We start from the raw sequence: 18,425 nt of genomic DNA on the forward strand, positions 1-18,425 counted from the left end.
CACCGATCTCTCCCACTTCCCGTAGCCACGCCGCCGCTCCTCCCCCAGCCCTCCCCGCGGCACCCCCGGGCCCCCCCCCGCCCCCCCACTACGCATCAGCAGCTTCGCGGCTTGCGCCGCTCCTGCAAAACCCGGCAACACCGCTCAATGCTCGATGTGCTCCGGCAGCACATGCCCGCAGCGGTTGCAGTAGTGCGCCTTGAACTCGTGGCCCTCATGCCCGCAGACCGTGCAGCCGCGGTTGTCGCGACGGTTCTCGCGCAGCATGTTGCCGGCCAGTTCGGCGGTGTAGATGCCGGTGGGCACGGCCAGGATGCTGTAGCCGATGAGGATCAGCACCGAGGTGATGAAACGCCCCAGGGTGGTGTGCGGCACGATGTCGCCAAAACCCACCGTGGCCATGGTCACCACCGCCCAGTACATGCTGGCGGGGATGTTGCTGAAGCCGTATTGCGGGCCTTCGATCACATACATCAGCGCGCCGGCGATGATGGCGATGGTGACCACCATCGACAGGAACAGCAGGATCTTGCGACGGCTGCGCCAGAGGGCCGCCATCAGCACGCCGCTTTCCTCGATGTAGCGGGTCAGCTTCAGGATGCGGAACACCCGCAGCAGGCGCAGCACGCGCACCACCAGCAGGCTCTGTGCGCCGGGCACGAAGAAGGAAATGTACGAGGGCAGGATCGCCAGCAGGTCGATGATGCCCCAGATGCTGAACGCATAGCGCAGCGGTCGTCGTACCACCAGCAGGCGCAGCACGTATTCGGCGGTGAACAGCAGGGTGAAGCCCCACTCGACCACGTAGAACCAGCTGGCCCAGGCAATGTGGATGCGCTGGACGCTGTCCACCATCACCACCAGCACGCTGGCGAGGATGGCCCAGACCAGCAGCAGGTCGAAGCGACGCGAGGGTGGGGTATCGGTGCGGTGGATGATGTCGAACCAACGGCGGCGCCAGCCGCTGTCGCTGGCCGGGTTCAATTGGGGGGCAGAGAACAGTCGCATGCGCCCATTGTGCCGCAGGCCCGTGGAATGGAGGACAATGGAACATTCACACCCACTGATCTGGAACGCCATGACCGCTGTCGTCGAGCCGCTGTTGTCCCTGTCCAATTACTACCTGCCGGTCTACCGCCCGCGCCAGCTGGTGCTGGAGCGAGGCCAGGGCGCGCGACTGTGGGATACGCAGGGTCGCGAGTTCATCGACCTGGCCGCCGGCATCGCGGTGTGCAGCCTGGGCCACAACAACCCGGACCTGAAGGCTGCCCTGTTCGAGCAGGCCGACAAGCTTTGGCACACCAGCAACATGTTCTACAGCGAACCGCCGCTGCATCTGGCACAGGAGCTGGTGGACGCCTCGCGCTTCGCCAAACGCGTGTTCCTGTGCAATTCCGGCGCCGAAGCCAATGAAGTGGCCATCAAGCTGGTGCGCAAGTGGGCCAGCGCGCAGGGCCGTGGCCCGGAGAAACGTTTCATTGTCACCTTCCGCGGCAGCTTCCATGGCCGCACCCTGGCCACGGTCACCGCGACCGCCCAGCCGAAGTACCAGGAAGGCTACGAGCCGCTGCCCGGTGGCTTCCGCTATGTCGATTTCAACGATGTCGCCCAGCTTGAACAAGCGATGGCCGGTGGCGATGTGGCCGCGGTGATGTTCGAGCCGGTGCAGGGCGAGGGCGGGGTGATGCCGGCCAGTGCCGAGTTCATGCGCCGCGCCCGCGAGCTGTGCGACCAGCACGATGCGTTGATGGTACTGGATGAAATCCAGGTCGGCATGGGCCGTACCGGCGAGCTGTTCGCGCACTGGAACTGGGGTGTGACCCCGGACATCGTCACCCTGGCCAAGGCGCTGGGCGGCGGGTTCCCGATCGGCGCAATGCTGGCCGGCCCCAAGGTCGCCGACATCATGGGCGTTGGCGCGCACGGCAGCACCTTCGGCGGCAACCCGCTGGCGGCGGCGGTTGCTCGCGTGGCGTTGCGCAAGCTGTCGTCCGACGAGATCAAGGCCAACGTCGTGCGCCAGTCGGCCGCACTGAAAGCCGGTCTGGAAGCCATCGGCGAAGAGTTCGGGGTGTTCGAGCAGGTGCGTGGCATGGGCCTGATGCTGGGTGCGGTGCTCAAGCCCGACTACGTCGCCGACATCGGCATGCTGCTGGATCTGGCGGCGGAAAAGCAGGTGCTGATCCTGCAGGCCGGCACCAGCGTGCTGCGTTTCGTGCCGGCGCTGAACATCACCGACGAAGAAGTGGCCGAAGGCCTGAAGCGCGTGCGCGAGGCGATTGCGGCGTATATGGCATCGCGCGGGTAAGTTGGGTTTTTCGGCGAGCGAAGCGCTTCCCCTCATCCGCCCCCCGCCTTCGCGGGGACAGGCTCTACGGGCACCTTCTGCCTCGCGCGGGAGAAGGGAATGCTCGTTGTTGCGGGGGGCGAGCACAGCACCAGTTAGCCGTAAGCCATGACCCTTCCCTTCTCCCGCCTGCGGGAGAAGGTGCCCGTAGGGCGGATGAGGGTATGGCGTGCGCAGCGCGCGGCCTTTCACCCCAGGCAGTGATTACGTTTCAACAGGCGCCGCAGCGACTGGGCGTGAAACGCAGTATCGGCATGCAGCCCGGCTTCGCGCGCACCCTGCACATTGCGGAACAGGTGGTCGACGAACAGGCTTCGCTCAGGCGCACAGCCAAGCGAAGCACAGGCTGCCAGGTACGCTTTCGGATCAGGCTTGCGCGCGCCGAGCGCAGCGCTGCACAGCACGCGGCGACCCGGTAGCAATTGCTCGATGACCGGCCGCGTCAGCAGGCCATTGTTGGTCAGCACTGCAACCTGCACATCCGCATGCACGCGCTCCAGCACCGCGATGCAATCGCTGCGCAGCTTGGTCGCAGCGAGGCGTGCAGCGTGCCAGTGCGTCGCGCCCAGCGTGCTGTCCAGGCGTTGATTCAAGGCCTGCAGCAACTGCTCACCATCCAGCTCGCCGCGGGCATGGGCGAATTCAAGCCCGTCCGTACGCAATGCCGCATCCACCTGCTCGGGCGCGCAGCCGGCAGCATCGGCAAGCTGGCGCAAGTGGATACGGTGATCGTAGTCGGCCAGCAGGCCGTCGAAATCCAGTAGTAGTGCGTGTGGTCGTTGCATCGATGGCGAGGCAAGGGTGGGGCTGCAGTATCGCTGGCGCGGCGTCTGCGTGCAGCCTGCGACATCGCGTCACAGGTGAAATCTGCGCGCTTTGCCTAGAATCAGGACACCGTAGTTGTCATTGTTTGGAGTTCACCGTGAAGCGTTCCAGCCTGCTGTTATTGGCCCTTGCCGGCCTGTTGCCTGCCGCGCCTGCGCTGGCCCGCACCTGCGTGGTCACCATCGAAAGCAATGACCGCATGCAGTTCTCGCTGCCGCAGATCCGCGTTGCTGCCGATTGCACGCAGGTGGACCTGACCCTCAAGCACACCGGCCGGATGCCGGCTACCGCGATGGGGCATAACTGGGTGCTGACGCGCACCCCGGATTTCCAACCAGTGGCCACGGCTGGCATGCGTTCGACGCTGGCTGACAGTTACCTGCCGAAGAATGATGCGCGGGTGATCGCGTTCACGCCGGTGATCGGTGGCGGGCAGACCACGCAGGTGCGCTTTGCGACCAGCAAGTTGACGCGTGGTGGTGATTACACCTTCTTCTGCTCGTTCCCGGGGCACTGGGGAATGATGAAGGGCAAGCTGGTATTTGGGTGATCTATCTGTTCTGAAGCTACGGGTGCGCTGCGCTTTCCTGGCTACCTTGGCGTCGCGCAGGCCGTCTTTTTTGCAGGAGCGGCGTAAGCCGCGAAGCATGCGACATCATCAGGTTGCGCAGAGGCTGGTGGCTGAAGCAAGGTCAGCTTCGCGGCTTACGCCGCTCCTACAAAAAGCTGCAGCAGCCGTTTCGGATAACGCTGTTTCGTCAGGACGAACAGCGTTATCCACTGCAGGGTCAACCCGCCGCAACCACCTTGAACGCCTCGCGTGCCGCAACCAGGGTGGCTTCGATCACCGCATCGTCATGCGCGCTGGACAGGAAGCCGGCCTCGTAGGCCGACGGTGCCAGGAACACGCCGCGCTCCAGCATGGCGTGGAAGAACACGTTGAAGGCCTTGATGTCACAGGCGGTGGCCTGCGCATAGGTCTCGACTTTCTCGCTGCTGAAGAACAGGCCGAACATGCCGCCGACGCGATTGGTGGTGACGGCCACGCCGGCCTCGCGCGCGGCCGCTTCCAGGCCATCGCAGAGCGTGTTGGTTGCCGCCGTCAGGCGCTCGTGGAAGCCCGGCGCCTGCACCAGTTGCAACATCGCCAGGCCGGCGGCCATGGCCACCGGGTTGCCGCTCAGCGTGCCAGCCTGGTAGATCGGGCCGGCCGGGGCGATCTGCGACATCAGCTCGCGGCGGCCGCCATAGGCGCCTACCGGCATGCCGCCGCCGATGACCTTGCCGAAGGTGCTCAGGTCCGGAGTGATGCCGTAGTACGCCTGCGCGCCGCCCAGGGCGACGCGGAAGCCGGTCATCACTTCGTCGAAGATCAGCAGCGCGCCGTACTGCGTGCACAGGGCACGCAGGTGCTGCAGGTAGCCTTCGCGCGGCGGGATGCAGTTGGCGTTGCCGACCACCGGTTCGATGATCAGGCCGGCGATATCCGCGCCCTGCTGCTCGAACAGCGCGGTAGCCGCTTCGAAATCGTTGTAGGGCAAGGTGAGGGTGAGTTCGCTCAACCCGGCCGGCACGCCCGGCGAGGTCGGCACGCCGAGGGTCAGCATGCCGCTGCCGGCCTTGACCAGGAAGGAGTCGCCGTGGCCGTGGTAGCAGCCTTCGAACTTGACGATCTTGTTGCGGCCGGTGGCGCCGCGCGCCAGGCGGATCGCCGACAGCGTCGCCTCGGTACCGGAGTTGACCATGCGCACCATCTCGCAGGACGGCACCAGCCGGGTGATGGTCTCGGCCATGGTCACTTCGGCCGCACACGGCGCGCCGAATGACAGACCGTTGCCGATCGCCTGCTGCACGGCCTCGCGTACGGCCGGATGGTTGTGGCCGACGATCATCGGGCCCCAGGAGCCGACGTAGTCGATATAGGCGTTGCCATCCACGTCATGCAGGTAGGCGCCATCGGCGCGCTGCACGAAGAACGGTTCGCCGCCGACCGACTTGAACGCACGCACCGGTGAATTGACGCCACCGGGCAGCAGGGTCTGCGCGCGGGTGAACAGGGCGTGGGATTGGGCGTGGTTCATGCGTGAGTCCTTTGAGGTATCAACAACAACGAAGAGCTGGGCTTTGCATTAGCCCCTCTCCCGCTTGCGGGAGAGGGGTTGGGGTGAGGGCAAGCTTCTAGCAAGCAAACGTCAAAAGCCCCCTCATCCGCCCCTTTCGGGGCACCTTCTCCCGCAGGTGGGAGAATGGAATGGCAGAGATCGTGCGGGCTTGGCTGGTCAGACAGACCCGAAGCAACTGCGATAAGCGTCCAACGCCGCCACCGGATCGGCCTCGCTGAACACGCCGCTGATCACCGCGATCAGGTCCGCACCAGCGTCCACCACAGCCCGGCTATTGTCCGGGGTCAACCCGCCAATCGCCACACGTGGCACCCCAAGTGCGGCGCTTTGTCGCAGCAGCTCCGGACTGGCGCGGCGCGGGGTGATCTTGCTGCGGCTGGGGAAGAACGCCCCGAAAGCCACATAGTCGGCGCCAGCAACAACCGCGCGCTGGGCACGCTCGAACTCGTCATAGCAGGAGGCGCCAATGATGGCCTGCGGGCCAAGCAGGGCACGGGCGGCGGCGATGTCGCCGTCGTCTTCACCCAGGTGCACGCCGGCGGCGCCGACCTGCAGGGCCAGCGCGGCATCATCATTGATGATCAGTGGCACGCCGGCTTCGGCACATAGCGCCTGCAGGGCAGTGGCCTGGGCCAGTCGGGTGGGCGCATCGACCGCCTTGTTGCGGTATTGCAGCCAGCTGGTGCCGGGCAGCAGCGGACGCACCCGCTCAAGCAGGCGTGCGCTGTCGGTTTCGTCAGGGGTGATCAGGTAGACGCCACGGGCGTCGGCAAGCTGGGTCATGTATGGCTACCGGTACGGCGTGGGGAGTGTGACAATCAACGCCGCTTCTTTGTCTGGTGATTATCCCCGATGTCCGACGCTACGGCCTCCACCCTGCGCAACTGGATGTGTGTCGTCTGTGGCTTCATCTACAGCGAGGCCGACGGCTTGCCGGAAGAAGGCATCGCCCCGGGCACGCGCTGGGAAGACGTGCCCGACACCTGGACCTGCCCCGACTGCGGGGTGACCAAGGACGACTTCGAGATGGTCGAGCTGGATTGAGAGCCGCAGCGCGCGGCTTGTGCGGTTTGTGGGAGCGGCGTCAGCCGCGAAGCCACTGCTGCACCCGCAGCCATTGATCAACGCGGTGTCAGGGCGAAAACGGGTTCGTGCACGGAATGCCGGCACATGTGTTCGGTCGGATCAGGATCTTCGCCGGTTTCGGATGCTGTAGTGGCTTCGTGGCTTCGCGGCTTACGCCGCTCCCACAAGGTTGGGTAGGGCAGCCAGGCTCAATGCAGTCTCGGCCTTTCGCCACCCAGTTCAACCAGGCGCTCACGGATGCTGATGGCATCTGCAGCATCGGGCTCCATCTTCAGGTAGCGCGCCAGGTCGGCGCGGGCACCGGCCAGGTGCTGCAGCTGCAGGTAGGCCAGGCCGCGGTCGCGCACGGCATCGGCCTGTTCGGGCGCCAGCTTGAGGATGCGGTCGGCGCTGCGCGCTGCCCGGTCCCACTCGCCACGCTCGGCGTAGACCCCATGCAGGTTGCGCAGCATGCGCATCAGGATGGCGCGGTGCGGGGCCGGGTCCAGAATCTGCGCCAGCACGTTGTCATCGGGCGTTTCACCGCCCAGGTTGCTGCGGGCGCGCTCGCGCAGTTCGTCCACGCCCAACGGACGACCGCCGTTGAACGGGTCCATGATCAGCACGCCGTCTTCCACCGGCAGCCGCACCAGGAAATGGCCGGGGAAGGAAATGCCTTCCAGCGGCAAGCCGAGCCGGCGCGAGACTTCGATCTGCACCAGGGCCAGCGAGATCGGGTTGCCCAGGCGGCGCTCGAACACCTCGTTGAGGTAGCTGTTGCGCGGGTCGTAGTACTCGTCGTTGTCGCCGCTGTAACCGACCTCGTTGAACAGGTGGTTGTTGATGGCGGCAACCTTGAGCGGCCATTCGCCGATGGCATCCACTTCCACCCGCAGGTGGTCCGCGTGGGCCTGCAGCACGCGGTCGTACTCGGCCGGGTCCAGCTGCGGGTATTCATCGCGGGCGATCAGCAGGGCAGTCGGCAGCAGCGGCAGCGCCTCGTCGGGCAGGCCGGCCAGTTCATCCCACTGCGGCAGGGTAATGCGCGTTTCAGACATGGCCCAAGACTGGCGGCAAAGCGGCGCCGGTTCAAGGGCGCCGCTGTTCAATCTGCTTGCATCAGTCAGTTGCCGGTGGCAATACCCGGGCCGAAGGTCAGCTCGGCGCCGTCTTCGAGCTTGAGTTTGGCGGCCTGGCCGGCGTTGAGTTCCAGCACGTACAGGGCCGGGTTGAAGCTGGGGTAGGGCGGGCACATGTCACCGGCCGAGCACGGCGGGACATCGCGCTGCTGGCCGACCAGGCGGCGCTGGCTGTCGAAGTACAGGATGTCCAACGGGATCTTGGTGTTTTTCATCCAGTACGCCTGCGGCTCCTCGCGGTCGTGGATGAACAGCATGCCGTGGTCGGTTTCCATCTGTTCGCGGAACATCAGGCCGCGGGCGCGGCTTTCGTCGTTCTGCGCCAGTTCCACCTGGTAGCGGGTACCGGCCAGTTCCACCCAATGCTTGCCGTCGGCGCTGGCGCAGCCGGCCAGGGCGAGCAGGGACAGTGTGAAGAGGGTACGCAGGGAGGCGTTGAACATGGTTGGGGACCTGGTTCCTGGGAGGTGTTCAGGCGGGAGGGGGGAAGTCAAAGGCTTCCCCTCATCCGCCCTTCGGGCACCTTCTCCCGTAAACGGGAGAAGGGACAAGCAACAGCGGAAGCCGAAGCAACGGCCAAAGCAACAGCAACGGCCAAAGCAACAGCCAGAGCCAAAGCAACAGCCAGAGCCAAAGCCAAAGCCAAAGCAACAGCCAGAGTTGCGCGGGCTCGGCTTACAGCACCTGCGGCGGCTCGCCGCCGACGATGACCACGTCGGCCGGGCGGCGCGCAAACAGGCCGACCGTCACCACGCCCGGAATCTGGTTGAGTTGCTGCTCCAGCTTGACCGGATCGGTGATGGACAGGTTGTGTACGTCCAGAATCAGATTGCCGTTGTCGGTGACCACGCCATCGCGCCACACCGGCTGGCCGCCGGTCAGGGCCAGGATCTCGCGGGCCACCAGGCTGCGTGCCATCGGGATTACTTCCACCGGCAGCGGGAACTTGCCCAGCACCTTGACCTGCTTGCTCGGGTCGACGATGCAGACGAACTGCTTGCTGGCCTCGGCGATGATCTTCTCGCGGGTCAGCGCGGCACCGCCGCCCTTGATCAGGTTCTTGTTGCCGTCGCACTCATCGGCGCCATCCACGTACAGCGACAGGCCGCCGGTGTGATTCAGGTCCAGCACCTCGATGCCGTGGCCCTTGAGCAGGGCGGTGCTCTGGTCGGAACTGGAGACCGCGCCTTCGATCTGGTCCTTGATGCGGGCCAGGGCTTCGATGAAGTAGGCAACGGTGGAGCCGGTGCCGACACCGACAATCATTCCCTTCTGGACGTACTCGATGGCTTTTTCGGCGGCCAGGCGCTTGGCTTCGGACATGGTGGGCTCGATCAGTTGGAAAACGGTTTTTTTGTAGGAGCGGCGTGAGCGGCGAAGCCGGGGGGCTGAAAGTTTGTCAGCTTCGCGGCTTACGCCGCTCCCACAACAAAAGAGGATTATTTGGCTTTCTTTTCCAGTGACAGCAGCAGCTTCCACTGTGCGGCGTTGACCGGGAACACCGACAGGCGGTTGCCCTTGGCGGTCAGCGGAAAGCCTTCGCCCAGTTCCTCGGCATGCAGCTTGATCTCGTCCAGCGCGATCACCTGCGCCAGCTTGCGCTCAAAACCCACGTCCACCAGCATCCAGCGCGGCTGTTCGCGCGTGCTCTTGGGGTCGTAGTAATCGGACTTGGGGTCGAACTGGGTGTCGTCCGGGTAGGCCTCGCTGGCCACCGTGGCGACGCCGACGATGCCCGGCACCTTGGTGTTGGAGTGGTAGAACAGGATGCCGTCGCCGACCTTCATGCCATCGCGCATGAAATTGCGCGCCTGGTAGTTGCGCACGCCATTCCACGGCTCGGTGCCCACGCGCTGCAGGTCGTCGATGGAAAAGGCGTCCGGTTCGGACTTCATCAGCCAGTAGCGCTTGCGGGCGGTCATGCGTTCAACGGTTCCGGGTAGAGAGTGGCCTGCTCGGTACAGATGGCATCCACCGCCACGTCCCAGTCCTCGACCGGTAGTGACGGCACCTGCTGGGCGGAGAAACCTACCCCCACCAGCCACGGCGGCGCGGCCTGGCGCTGCCGAAATGCGAAGCTGCGATCATACCAGCCGCCCCCCATGCCCAGCCGCCGGCCACCGTCATCAAAGCCCACCAGCGGGGCGACGACCAAGGCCATTTCCTCCGGCCGCAGCGCCTGTGCGGGGTCGACATCCGGCTCGGGAATGCCATAACGGTTGCTGACCAGGGACTGGCCCGGGCGCCACGGCGCGAAGCGCAGCAGCTTGCCGTGCAGCACCGGCAGGCAATAGGTCTGCTGCGGTGGCAGCTGCATCTGCCAGCGGTGCAGCGCGATCTCGCCGTCCATTGCCCAATAGCCGGCGACGTGCCCGCTGATCCCGGCGAAAGGCAGGGACAGGAGGTTTGTGGCGAGGATTTCGGCCGCAGCGATGCGCTCGGCAGCAGGGATGTCGCGGCGGCGCTGGCGCAGTTGTTGGCGGAGGAGTTGGCGGGGATCGGCAGTCATGGGGGAGAAGTCTGCGGGCAAGGAGCTTAAGCCCCTCTCCCATCGGGAGAGGGGTTGGGGAGAGGGTAAGTGCGAGGCACTGGCGTAGCCAAGCTTCGTGACGGTTTGCCCCTTACCCTCATCCGCCCTTCGGGCACCTTCTCCCGGAGGGAGAAGGACAAAAAAAGAAGCATTGCAGGCAGAACCAATGCCGACCATGGGTCGGCACTACAGGACGCGCCTTTCGGGGCACCTTCTCCCGTGGGGAGAAGGATAAAAAAGAACGGCGCCCGTTGGGCGCCGTTCTGGAATATTGCATTCTCCGCGGTGACGATGCGTGCGAAACGACCTTGAACCCGGGGTTCAAGTGGGAACGCTGGGGGGCCATCGGGCTTCCCGCTACAAGGCGGACTTGCACACCCGGCTCCGTCGCGCCCCCGTGGTCGTAATTAAGGGACAAGGCGAATGTTTGCACACGCCGTCGTTCACAGCAGAGAACGCGTCGCCAGTATAACGAGGTTGCGCGGCTAGGTGCAGCCGTATTTCACGAATTGCGGATTCATCTGTCTGAGCTGGTCAGCTGGATCAACGCGCGTTGTCGATGGCCAGGTCAAGGCGGCGGTTCAACTCGTTCATCGCCGATTGGAAACGCTGCTGATGGGCGAGTTGCTCGTCGCGCACCTGCTGCAACTCATGCGCAAGATTAAGCGCCGCCAACACCGCGATGCGGTCCACCGCGGCCATCCGGTTGCTGCCGCGGATCTCGCGCATCTTGCCGTCGAGCACACGTGCGGCGGCGGTGAGGCTTTCGCGCTCGGTGGGTTCCACGCCAACGGTGTACTCGCGGTCCAGGATATGGACGCTGACCGGTTCGTTGTTGCTCACGTGTGCTGCTCCAGCGACTTGAGGCGGGTGATCATGGCTTCCACCCGCGAGCGGGCCTGCTCGTTCTTGGTCAGCAATTGCGAGCGTTCGCTGATCAGCTGTTCCTGTTGCTGGCGCAGGCTGCGGTTTTCATCGCTCAGCCGCTGGTTGCGCTCAAGCAGCAGCTCAAGGCGGGAGGCTAGGGCCAGCAGTTGGCCAGCGGGGTCGAAGGAGTCCATGGACGGAACGATAGGCATGGCGATAAGGGCCGGTCAAGAAGGAGCATACAGCGCGGTTGCTACACTGTATGGCCGCCGCCATCTTGCCGGTGCCGGCCTTCCTTTCCGCTTTACAGATCAGTGACATGACCGACCTTCCCGCCGTCAACGACATCCTCCAGGCCAGCCAGTCGCTGGGCCTGGCCGCTTCCCCGGCTGAACTCCATGGTGGACTGTGCGGCTGGCTGGCCGCCGGTGGCGCCGATGTGCCCGCATGGCCGGCCAAGGTGCTGGCCGACGATGGTCTGCCGACGCCGGAACCCGGCAGCCCCCTGGACCTGCTGCGGCAGGCGTCGGTTGCGCAGCTGGAAGACCGTGACTTTGCGTTCGAGCTGGTGCTGGTGGATGCGGCCGAACCGCTGCAGGCACGTACCGACGCCTTGTTTGAATGGTGCCGTGCCTTCCTTGGCGGCTTCGGACTGGCCTCGGGCAAGCGCCCGGCGCTGAGCGAGGAGGGCGAAGAGGCGCTGCAGGACCTGGCGCGCCTGGCGCAGGCCTCCAGCGACGAGTTCGACAGTGCCGACGAGGATGAAGACGCGCTGTCGGAGATCGAGGAATTCGTGCGTGTGGCCGCGTTGCTGCTGCACGGCGACTGCGTGATGGGTTCGCGCCATCGGCAGAGCCTGAACTGAGGTCGATGATGAAGCGTCTGTCCGGGATTACACCCGCCGAGTACGCGCTCCGCCGCCGGCAGCTGATGGAAGCGGCCGGTGATGACGCAATTCTGGTCCTGCCGGCGGCACCGGAGCGGGTGCGCAGCAACGATACGTTCTACCCGTACCGCCAGGATTCGGACTTCTGGTACCTGAGCGGCTTCCAGGAGCCGGAGGCGGTGCTGGTGCTGATCCCGGGGCGCAAGCATGGGGAGGTGATCCTGTTCTGCCGCGAGCGCGACCCGGACCGGGAAGCCTGGGACGGACCGCGCGAAGGCCAGGATGGTGCGGTCTCGCGCTACGGCATGGACGATGCCTATCCGATCGAGGATCTGGATGAAATCCTGCCCGGCCTGCTGGAAGGTCGGTCGCGGGTGTACTACCACTTTGGTCGTGATGCGGATTTCGACCTGAAGTTGATCGGGTGGGTGAACCGGGTCCGCTCGCAGGTGCGCAATGGTGCGCAGCCGCCGCATGAGTTCCTGGAACTGGGACATCTGCTGCACGAGCAGCGCCTGTACAAGAGCGCCGACGAGATCACCTTGATGCAGGCTGCAGCGGATATCAGCGTGCGTGCGCATCGCGCGGCAATGCGTGCGGCACGTGCAGGCATCCATGAGTACGAACTGCAGGCGGAGCTGGAACGCGAGTTCCGTGCGGCCGATGCGTGTCCTGCATACAACAGCATTGTCGGTGCAGGTGCCAACGCCTGTGTGCTGCATTACCGCGACAACAACAGCGGCAGCTGCGATGGCGATCTGGTGTTGATCGATGCGGGTGCGGAGTATCGCGGCTATGCCAGCGACATCACCCGGACCTTTCCGGTGAATGGCCGTTTCAGCGAGGAGCAGCGCGCGCTGCACGATCTGGTGCTGGCGGCACAGGCAGCGGCCCTGGAGCAGGCGCAGCCGGGCATTGCCTACGAGGAAGGGCATCTTGCGGCGGTGGAGGTATTGACCGAAGGCCTGTTGCGCCTGGGGCTGCTGAAGGGCGATCTGGAAGAGAACATCATCGAGCGTCATTACCAGCGTTTCTACCGGCACAAGACCGGGCATTGGCTGGGCATGGATGTGCACGATGTGGGTGATTACCGGGTTGCTGGTGAGTCGCGACTGCTGGAACCCGGCATGGTGTTCACGATCGAGCCGGGGCTATACATCTCGCCGGACGATCGCAGTGTGGAGGCGCGCTGGCGTGGGATTGGGATCCGCATCGAGGACGATGTGTTGATCACCGAGGACGGGCACCGTGTGTTGACCGGTTCGCTTGAACGCAGTGCCGACGAGATCGAAACCTTCATGGCCAAGCGCTGAGCCGCAAGGCATTCGGCTGTAGCAGTTGCAGTTGCAGTTGCAGTTGCCCTCCCTTACGCAAAGCGTAGGGGAGGGTATGGGAGGGGTGCAGTTGCTGTTGCCGTTGCTCTAGCCGTTGCTCCAGCCGTTGCTTCTGCAGTTGCCGTTGTTCCAAAGCTCTTGATCTACCGGGCCCCTTCCGCAGCGACGCAGCCGACGGACAAGACCCCGTATGGGGCGACGTGCAGGACGCACGTCGTTTTTCGACGATACAGGGATGTATCGTCGAAAAATCCCGGCGGCGGAGTGGACCCGCGTCGCGCAGCGGCGTGGGCGCGGAGGCAGGGTGTGCTTTCTTTTGGTTACTTCTTCTTTGCACAAGCAAAGAAAAGTGACTCGCTCCCCGAAGGGGAGTGAAAGCTCTTGCTCTTGCTCTTGCTTCAACCGCAACCGCAACCGCAACCGCAACCAAGATCAAGATCAAGATCAAGATCAAGGGCTTTCGCCCGCCTTCGGCGCGCGAGCACACCTTTCTTTGCTTGTGCAAAGAAAGGTGGCCCAAAGAAAGCACACCCTGCCTACGCGCCTTCCGCGCTGCGCGCTCCAGGTCCACTCCGCTGGCAGGATTTTTCGACGATACATCCTTGTATCGTCGAAAAACGACGTGCGTCCTGCACGTCGCCCCGTGCGGGGTCTTGTCTGCCAGCTCCGTCGCTGCGGAAGGGGCCCGGTAGATCAAGAGCTTTTGGAGCAAGGGCAACTGCAATTGCCAAAGCCAGAGCCGAATGCAGAGGCAAAGCCAAAGGCAAAGGCACCCCTCCCATACCCTCCCCTGCGCTGCGCGCAAGGGAGGGCAAGTGCCAATGCACAGGCAGAAGCGGAGCGGAAGCGCCCTTGCTGGGTCGTGGGTCGGGCAGTGGGAATGGAGGGATGGTGCGATCACGTAGCCCGGGTAAGCGTCAGCGCACCCGGGAAGCCGACCTCGATCGCCACCGAATGAGACGCAAACGAATACGGCCCAGCTTTCGCCAGGCCGCACTCACCTACATCAACGGTGTATTCCAATAACCAGGGCAGCAGCTACACGCCGTCCCGGCAAACCATCACGCTTGCGCGGCAAATTCCGGACGGGTCAGGTTATCCGCTTCGCCGTCAGTGCACAGCACTTCGTCCTCGATGCGCACGCCACCATAAGGACGGAAGAAATCCACGCGGTCCCAGTTGATGCTGGCAGCATTGCCGGCCTTCTTCACTTCGTCCAGCAACATGTCGATGAAGTACAGGCCCGGCTCGATGGTTACGACCATGCCCGGTTCCAGTACGCGGGTCATACGCAGGTAGGGGTGGCCGGCCGGGCGCTCGACGCGGCCGCCGTCCTCGCTGGCGGCAAAGCCGGCTACATCGTGCACTTGCGCACCGATCAGATGGCCGATGCCATGCGGGAAGAAGGCCGCGCTCACGCCGGTGGCCAGCGCGGTCTCCGGCGCGACATTGATCACGCCGAAATCCTTGAGGATGCCCATCAACGACAGGTGCGCATCAATATGCAGCTGCTTGTAGTCGAAACCGGAACGCACCGCTGCGCACATCTTCAGCTGGGCGGCGTCGACCGCATCGATGAAGGCCTGGAACTCATCGTGGCCCGCCGCGGCATAGGTGCGGGTGATGTCGCTGGCATAGCCATGGGCCGAGGCACCGGCATCGATCAGGAAGCTGCGCAGCGGCTGCGGGGCCTGCTTGCCCAGGTCGGTGTAATGCAGCACGGCGGCGTGTTCGTTGAGGCCGATGATGTTGCCGTAGGGCAGCTCGTTGGCGTCCTGGCCGACGGCGCTGCAATACGCCATGTGGATCTCGAACTCGCTGGCACCGGTGCGGAACGCGGCTTCGGCGGCACGGTGGCCGCGCACGCCCAGTACCTGTGCCTGGCGCATCAGCGCGATCTCATACGGCGTCTTGTAGCCGCGATGCCATTCCAGGTAATTGATCACCGCCGCCGGGTTGTTCGGGGCAAAGCCGCCCAGCGCGCTCTGCGGCTCACCGAGGATGGCGCAGCGGCTGGGGTCGGCCGGCAGCAGTGCCAGGGCATCTTCCGGCTTGCGGATGATGTGGATGTCGAAATGCTCCACCCACCAGCCGCTGGGGGCGTCCGGGACCACGTGCCAGTAATCGAAGGGCTGGTAGAACACCAGGGTCGGGCGCTTGCCCGGGGTATGGATCAGCCAGCTGTACGGCAGCTTGGTCAGCGGCAGCCAGGTCTTGAACTGCGGGTTGACCGCGTACGGGTAGTCGCGGTCGTCGAACACCTGGTAATGCTGGGTGCCGCTGGGAACCACCAGGTGATCGAAACCACCGCGCGCAAGCGCCGCGTCGGCGCGGCGGATCATCTGGGCAAGGTGTTGGGCGTAGAGGCTGCCTGGATCGTGCTGGTTCATCGCGGTGGCTCGCTGGGACGTGCGGAATGCAGGTCCCAATTCTGCCGCAATCGGCCTGCCGCTGCTGTGCCGTTTTCGGCACTCAGGCCGCAGGGATGCTGCCTTCGATCCACTGCACAAGGCGCTCGCGATGGCTCTTGTCCAGGGTCAGGAAGCGGAAGCCGGCCCATGACTGCTCGGGTGCATGGGTAGGTTCGGACCACAAGAGATGTGCACCCACGTCGATCTGCAGGTGACCGCCGCGGCCGTCGGGGATGGGAAACTGCAGCTGGTACAGCGCGTCGTCCTGCAGTGGCACCGAGGTGATCAGCAACATGCCGGTTTCGGATATGTTGCCGAGCCTGCCGATATGGGTGCCGGTCATCTGGTCGCGCACCTGCACCAGCTCGGGAACCTGCAGACGCGGCGCGCGACGGGTATTGGTGATCATGCGGATTCCCCGCTGTTGGAGGTGTGGCCGGCAATCGAGCGCAGTGCGCGCACGGTGGCCTGCCAGGCGCGGTCGATCAGGCGGCCCTTGTCCTCGGTGATGATACGCAGCTGGCCCTTGGCCATCAGCCGCGCCATCGCGTCGAGCGACTGCTCGGAAACCTTCTGCCCGCGCTGGTTGACGAACAAGGCGTTGCCAGTGATCAGGCTGTACCAGGACAGGCGCTGGCGCCGGTTGTCGCCCTGCTGGTTGACGGTGAATTCGAACCAGGTGCCGAAGGGCAGGGTACGCAGCTGGCGGTAATAGCCCTCTTCCTCTTCGGTGCGGGCCGGTTCGACTTTCCGGCGACGCTCTTCTTCGTCCGGGTCACCGGCTTCACCCAGCCGGGTCCGTGTCTTGAGCTTGGCGGCCAGTTCCGTGCGCGAGGTGATGGCGTCCTCACCGCCCGGTGTGGACAGGCGGCGGGAGATTGCTGCGGCCTCGTCCTGGTGGTAACCCACCTGCAGCAGTGATTGCTCGATTTCCTCGCCGAAACCCGTATCGGCGGCACCCCCGGGTGCCAGGCCGGTGATCTCGGCGATGCGACGGGTGGCCTGCTCGCGCTGCCGCCATTCCTCCGAACCTTCGCCATGGCGCAGCAAGGTGAGGGTAAGTACATCGGCCCATGCCTTGCGCAGCAGGGTCTGCACGAACTTCGGGGGTTCAGTGCTCTGGCAGAGCGCATCGATGCTGCTGCTGGCCAGTTGCTTGGCAGCCTCCAGGCGTTCCTTGCCGCGCGCGGCATCCACCTGCCGCCGTTCGGCCATCTCCGCGCGCCGGGCCGCCGCACGCAGGTGTCCCTGGATGATGTCGTTGGCCTCAACGAAGACAGCTTCATCACCCTGGTAGTCGCTGACGACCTTGGTGACCGCGTCCTTGAGCTTCAGCAGCAAGAGGGGGTCGCTGTCCTCATCGCTGAGCCATACCGCACCGGATTCGGCGACGGCATTGAGCAGTTCGCGTGCCGGGTGCTGGTCACGCAGGAAGAACTCCTGGTCGCTGATCGCGGCGCGGGCCAAGGGCACCTGCAGGCGACGCAGCAGGTCGGCGGCGGGGCCCTCGCTGCGCACTTCGCGCTGCAGCTCGGAATAAAGCATGCCGAGCAGGTCCATGGTGTCGCCATCCTGCACCGACAATGTCGCCGCAGGGCCGTGCTCGGCCTTGACCTGTGCGATCAGCGCGTTGCGGATGTCGGCCATGCTGTGGCGGCTGCCCGATGAGGATGCGGCCGCTTGCAGTTTGCCCAGCATGTCCAGCGCAATCTGGGTGGACACCGGCTCCGCCGGAATGTTCGGCGGGCTGCCAGCGGCAGCCGGAGCCGCCGCGCCCTGCTCGGCCTGTGCCTGCAGCGCGGCAAAGTCGGGCATGCCGCGACCGCCGGCAGGCGCGGCGCTGGCCTGGCCGGCGGGCGTGCCGCCACTCCCCGTCGATGCGCCCGCATTGTTTGCGCCCGACGCAAGAGCGTGGCGTGCGGCATCAAGCAGGGTGTGCAGGCTTTCCATCGGCGCGCTGGGGGCGCCGATGGCCGTCTGCTGGGGCGGTGTGGCGTTGGCCGGGCCGGCGGCGGGGGGCGCACCCGCCTGCAACTCATTGGAGATGCTGGCCCATGACGCCGGCGGGGCCTGGCCTTGCCAGCTGGTCAGGGGCGCCGAACCTGCAGTGCGACGTCCAGCGGTGCCTGCATCGGCGTTGCCGCCGGCAGCACCTGCGCCGCGGGGCGCGGAAGGACGGGAAAGGTGGGGGCGATACACCAGCCCCGGGAGCACGCCCTCGCGCTCCAGCAGGATGTTCAGGCGATCCACCAGCTCCGCATGACGCGACATGGTCATGCGCTCGAATACCTGGAACAGCAGCAGCTGGGTATCGAGGTTGAGTTGCATCTGTTCGCCGCTGTCGCGCAACGCCCGGCACTGGGCGTAGGGGCCTACGGGCAGGTGCTCGGGATCAAACGCCGGCTGCGCAGCCAGGACTGCGAAACGCTGGCCCAGCAACAGCAGGGGACTGGGGGCGCGGAAGGCTTCGCGGCGCGCCATTTCGTGCAGCACGATGTCGCGGTCGATGTCGGTGTCTTCAACCAGCGTCATCGACTTGAAGGTCGACGCGTGCGCTTCCTGCACGGGCTTGGGCGGGTCCTTGAAACTGGCCAGCTGCGCTGCCAACGCGTCCAGGAACAGATCGGGGAACTGTTCGGCGTGGTCGCGCAGCACCCGCAGCTGGGCGTAGATGTCAGATTGGATCTGGCTGTTGTGGGCCATCTCCGCGTTCTTGAACAGCGCCCGTTCCAGCTCCATGGCGGTCAGCTGCAGCGGTGTGCGCAGGACTTCATCGGTGGCGAGGAAAATGCTTTCCAATAGCTGTCGTACGCGCGCAGGTGCCGGCGTGGCGGCGATCCGTGCCATGGATTTGCTGGATGAGCGTGGTGCTGTGCCTGACATCCCGTATTCCTTGCC

Annotated in this window: 19 protein-coding genes and 1 other RNA gene; 5 read left to right on the forward strand and 15 right to left on the reverse strand. The window is 65.1% G+C overall.

Annotated elements, in window-relative coordinates; translation table 11 throughout:
- Nucleotides 1-144 precede the first annotated feature (144 nt).
- The gene (locus AC1VXC_RS13225) at nucleotides 145-1,008 is read right to left on the reverse strand and encodes an ion transporter (RefSeq protein WP_313173504.1); all 864 of its coding nucleotides are present in this window, start codon (nucleotides 1,006-1,008) and stop codon (nucleotides 145-147) included.
- Between the two features lie 70 nt (nucleotides 1,009-1,078).
- Between AC1VXC_RS13225 and AC1VXC_RS13230 the strand changes: the two genes are divergently transcribed.
- Nucleotides 1,079-2,308, forward strand: a complete 1,230-nt coding sequence (locus AC1VXC_RS13230; RefSeq protein WP_481539922.1) for an acetylornithine transaminase — start codon at nucleotides 1,079-1,081, stop codon at nucleotides 2,306-2,308.
- 227 nt (nucleotides 2,309-2,535) lie between these two features.
- Here the strand turns inward: AC1VXC_RS13230 and AC1VXC_RS13235 are convergent, their stop codons facing one another.
- A complete protein-coding gene (locus AC1VXC_RS13235) occupies nucleotides 2,536-3,132 on the reverse strand; it encodes an HAD-IA family hydrolase (RefSeq protein WP_313173503.1) in 597 nt (198 codons plus the stop codon).
- Between the two features lie 137 nt (nucleotides 3,133-3,269).
- On the opposite strand from AC1VXC_RS13235, the gene azu reads away from it, so the two are divergent.
- On the forward strand, nucleotides 3,270-3,722 hold the full coding sequence (gene azu, locus AC1VXC_RS13240; protein WP_481539921.1) for an azurin: 453 nt from the start codon (nucleotides 3,270-3,272) through the stop codon (nucleotides 3,720-3,722).
- Between the two features lie 238 nt (nucleotides 3,723-3,960).
- On the opposite strand, the gene hemL is transcribed toward azu, so the two are convergent.
- Together hemL and thiE are read right to left on the reverse strand one after the other, a co-directional pair.
- Nucleotides 3,961-5,253: a glutamate-1-semialdehyde 2,1-aminomutase gene (hemL, locus tag AC1VXC_RS13245; protein WP_312914188.1), complete on the reverse strand. Its 1,293-nt coding sequence runs from the start codon at nucleotides 5,251-5,253 to the stop codon at nucleotides 3,961-3,963.
- A 198-nt stretch (nucleotides 5,254-5,451) separates the two neighbouring features.
- The gene (thiE, locus tag AC1VXC_RS13250) at nucleotides 5,452-6,078 is read right to left on the reverse strand and encodes a thiamine phosphate synthase (RefSeq protein ID WP_313173500.1); all 627 of its coding nucleotides are present in this window, start codon (nucleotides 6,076-6,078) and stop codon (nucleotides 5,452-5,454) included.
- 69 nt (nucleotides 6,079-6,147) lie between these two features.
- Between thiE and AC1VXC_RS13255 the strand changes: the two genes are divergently transcribed.
- Nucleotides 6,148-6,339, forward strand: a complete 192-nt coding sequence (locus AC1VXC_RS13255) for a rubredoxin (protein ID WP_303747299.1) — start codon at nucleotides 6,148-6,150, stop codon at nucleotides 6,337-6,339.
- A 230-nt stretch (nucleotides 6,340-6,569) separates the two neighbouring features.
- Here the strand turns inward: AC1VXC_RS13255 and AC1VXC_RS13260 are convergent, their stop codons facing one another.
- The 8 genes from AC1VXC_RS13260 to AC1VXC_RS13295 all read right to left on the reverse strand — a co-directional run bounded on the left by AC1VXC_RS13260 (nucleotide 6,570) and on the right by AC1VXC_RS13295 (nucleotide 11,090).
- The gene (locus tag AC1VXC_RS13260; RefSeq protein ID WP_313173499.1) at nucleotides 6,570-7,418 is read right to left on the reverse strand and encodes a SirB1 family protein; all 849 of its coding nucleotides are present in this window, start codon (nucleotides 7,416-7,418) and stop codon (nucleotides 6,570-6,572) included.
- Nucleotides 7,419-7,483: 65 nt separating this feature from the next.
- The gene (locus AC1VXC_RS13265) at nucleotides 7,484-7,942 is read right to left on the reverse strand and encodes a DUF192 domain-containing protein (RefSeq protein ID WP_313173498.1); all 459 of its coding nucleotides are present in this window, start codon (nucleotides 7,940-7,942) and stop codon (nucleotides 7,484-7,486) included.
- A 232-nt stretch (nucleotides 7,943-8,174) separates the two neighbouring features.
- Nucleotides 8,175-8,822: a ribose-5-phosphate isomerase RpiA gene (gene rpiA, locus AC1VXC_RS13270; protein WP_293706389.1), complete on the reverse strand. Its 648-nt coding sequence runs from the start codon at nucleotides 8,820-8,822 to the stop codon at nucleotides 8,175-8,177.
- Between the two features lie 116 nt (nucleotides 8,823-8,938).
- Complete coding sequence (locus tag AC1VXC_RS13275; RefSeq protein ID WP_313173497.1) at nucleotides 8,939-9,421, reverse strand: EVE domain-containing protein; 483 nt, start codon at nucleotides 9,419-9,421, stop codon at nucleotides 8,939-8,941.
- Nucleotides 9,418-10,008, reverse strand: coding sequence for a 5-formyltetrahydrofolate cyclo-ligase (locus AC1VXC_RS13280; RefSeq protein ID WP_313173496.1), 591 nt, complete (start codon nucleotides 10,006-10,008; stop codon nucleotides 9,418-9,420). Before AC1VXC_RS13280 ends, AC1VXC_RS13275 begins: the two co-directional genes overlap by 4 nt.
- Before the next feature lie 294 nt (nucleotides 10,009-10,302).
- Nucleotides 10,303-10,487, reverse strand: a non-coding RNA gene (ssrS, locus tag AC1VXC_RS13285) — 6S RNA.
- Between the two features lie 85 nt (nucleotides 10,488-10,572).
- A complete protein-coding gene (locus AC1VXC_RS13290) occupies nucleotides 10,573-10,872 on the reverse strand; it encodes a cell division protein ZapA (protein WP_481539357.1) in 300 nt (99 codons plus the stop codon).
- The gene (locus tag AC1VXC_RS13295; RefSeq protein WP_282273125.1) at nucleotides 10,869-11,090 is read right to left on the reverse strand and encodes a TIGR02449 family protein; all 222 of its coding nucleotides are present in this window, start codon (nucleotides 11,088-11,090) and stop codon (nucleotides 10,869-10,871) included. Before AC1VXC_RS13295 ends, AC1VXC_RS13290 begins: the two co-directional genes overlap by 4 nt.
- 125 nt (nucleotides 11,091-11,215) lie before the next feature.
- Between AC1VXC_RS13295 and AC1VXC_RS13300 the strand changes: the two genes are divergently transcribed.
- Both AC1VXC_RS13300 and pepP read left to right on the forward strand, forming a co-directional pair.
- Nucleotides 11,216-11,761 carry a YecA/YgfB family protein gene (locus AC1VXC_RS13300; RefSeq protein WP_313173495.1) on the forward strand — a complete coding sequence of 182 codons (546 nt, stop codon included), beginning with the start codon at nucleotides 11,216-11,218 and terminating at the stop codon, nucleotides 11,759-11,761.
- 8 nt (nucleotides 11,762-11,769) lie between these two features.
- On the forward strand, nucleotides 11,770-13,095 hold the full coding sequence (gene pepP, locus AC1VXC_RS13305) for a Xaa-Pro aminopeptidase (RefSeq protein WP_481539356.1): 1,326 nt from the start codon (nucleotides 11,770-11,772) through the stop codon (nucleotides 13,093-13,095).
- A 1,082-nt stretch (nucleotides 13,096-14,177) separates the two neighbouring features.
- Here the strand turns inward: pepP and pepQ are convergent.
- The 3 genes from pepQ to AC1VXC_RS13320 all read right to left on the reverse strand — a co-directional run bounded on the left by pepQ (nucleotide 14,178) and on the right by AC1VXC_RS13320 (nucleotide 18,374).
- A complete protein-coding gene (gene pepQ / locus AC1VXC_RS13310) occupies nucleotides 14,178-15,506 on the reverse strand; it encodes a Xaa-Pro dipeptidase (RefSeq protein ID WP_481539355.1) in 1,329 nt (442 codons plus the stop codon).
- A gap of 82 nt (nucleotides 15,507-15,588) precedes the next feature.
- A complete protein-coding gene (locus tag AC1VXC_RS13315) occupies nucleotides 15,589-15,936 on the reverse strand; it encodes a PilZ domain-containing protein (protein WP_313495866.1) in 348 nt (115 codons plus the stop codon).
- The gene (locus tag AC1VXC_RS13320) at nucleotides 15,933-18,374 is read right to left on the reverse strand and encodes a DUF1631 family protein (RefSeq protein ID WP_481539354.1); all 2,442 of its coding nucleotides are present in this window, start codon (nucleotides 18,372-18,374) and stop codon (nucleotides 15,933-15,935) included. Before AC1VXC_RS13320 ends, AC1VXC_RS13315 begins: the two co-directional genes overlap by 4 nt.
- Nucleotides 18,375-18,425: the final 51 nt, after the last annotated feature.

The organism is Stenotrophomonas sp. STEN033 (genome assembly GCF_056856655.1).